Origin of the sequence: Streptosporangium sp. NPDC023615 (assembly GCF_040640155.1) — a bacterium.
GTDB lineage: Bacteria > Actinomycetota > Actinomycetes > Streptosporangiales > Streptosporangiaceae > Streptosporangium.
In genome coordinates, this window is record NZ_JBFABE010000177.1 from 1 (window position 1) to 1,434 (window position 1,434).

Below are 1,434 nucleotides of genomic sequence, written 5' to 3' on the forward strand. Positions count from 1 at the left end.
CTAGTAGTACTTCGTTAGGTTGGTTTGATCGTGGGTGTTGGGTTCGGCATGCTGCTGTCGTGGATTTGCGGGAGATCGAGCAGCTGCGGGGTGAGCTGGACGCGTTCGTGGCCGAGGTGTTCGCGTCGGTGCCGCGCAGGGATCAGCGGGCGAAGGGTAACTGCTATCTGCGGGGGCTGATGCTGGAGGGGCCGCGCAAGTCGATCCAGCCGATGGCCGAGCGCCTGCCCGATGGTGACATGCAGGCCTTGCAGCAGTTCGTCAGCCAGTCGACCTGGGATCATGCGCCCGTGCTGCGGGCGATCGCCACCAAGCTGAGCGCCGCCGTCACCCCGCTGGTGTGGGTGATCGACGATGTGTCCTTTCCCAAGGACGGCAAGATGTCGGTGGCGGTGGCCCGTCAGTGGTGCGGGGCGCTGGGCAAGCAGGCCAACTGCCAGGTCGCGGTCAGTCTGCACGCCGCCTGTGATGCGGCGTCGGTGCCGATCTCCTGGCGGCTGTTCGTGCCCAAGGAGTGGGAGCAGGACGCCGGACGCCGCTCCAGGGCCGGAATACCGGATGAGGTGAGACATCGGGAGAAGTGGCGGCTGGCGCTGGATCTGATCGACGAGGCGATCGGCTGGGGGCTGGTCCCGCAGGTGATCGTCGCCGATGCGGGTTATGGCCAGATCACCGCGTTCCGGCACGCTCTGGCCGAGCGGGGCCTGGACTTCGTCGTCGCGGTCCGCTGCGATGAGTCCGCCCACCCTCATGATGCGGTGCCCACCACACCGGCGTGGAGCGGTAACGGGCGCAAGCCCGCCGCCCGTTATCGCACCGCCGCGTCCTCGCTGAGGGAGTTGGCCGCCGAGAGCGGTCGCGCGAGCTATCGGCGGGTGACCTGGCGAACGGGCTCCAAAGGCCCGATGCGCTCGCGGTTTCGGGTCCAAAGCGTGCGTCCGGCCGGGGTCACGACCCGCAGGCACGCCAGATCGCAGGCCCCGGGGGAGGTTGGCTGGGACGGGGTCTTGCCCGCGGTGACGTTGCTGACCGAGTGGCCGACCGGCGCCGCGACGCCCACCGAGTACTGGCTGACCAGCCTGCCGGTCGACACCGCGCTGCGGCGCCTGGTCCGCCTGGCCAAGATGCGCTGGCGCATCGAGCACGACTACCGGGAGATGAAACACGGTCTGGGCCTGGACCACTTCGAGGGCCGCACCTGGCGAGGCTGGCACCATCACGCCACCCTGGTCACCGCCGCCCACGCCTTCCTCACCCTTCGACGCCTGGACCCAAAAGCCCCAGCGCCGGCCTGACCTTCTACCAGGTCCTGGCCACGCTCCAAGACCTCATCCGCGCATGGACCGGCACATGCCCCACCTGCCACCGCGACATACCCGCCGCCGGACGGCCACAACACCACCCACCCGAACCAACCTAACGAAGTACTACTAG

Annotated in this window: 1 protein-coding gene; it reads left to right on the top strand. The window is 68.5% G+C overall.

Translation table 11 applies throughout. The annotated features are described in order from the left end of the window. Window positions 1-59 precede the first annotated feature (59 nt). Window positions 60-1,295, top strand: a complete 1,236-nt coding sequence (locus tag AB0G16_RS38765) for an IS701 family transposase (RefSeq protein WP_362816024.1) — start codon at window positions 60-62, stop codon at window positions 1,293-1,295. The last annotated feature ends 139 nt before the right edge of the window (window positions 1,296-1,434 follow it).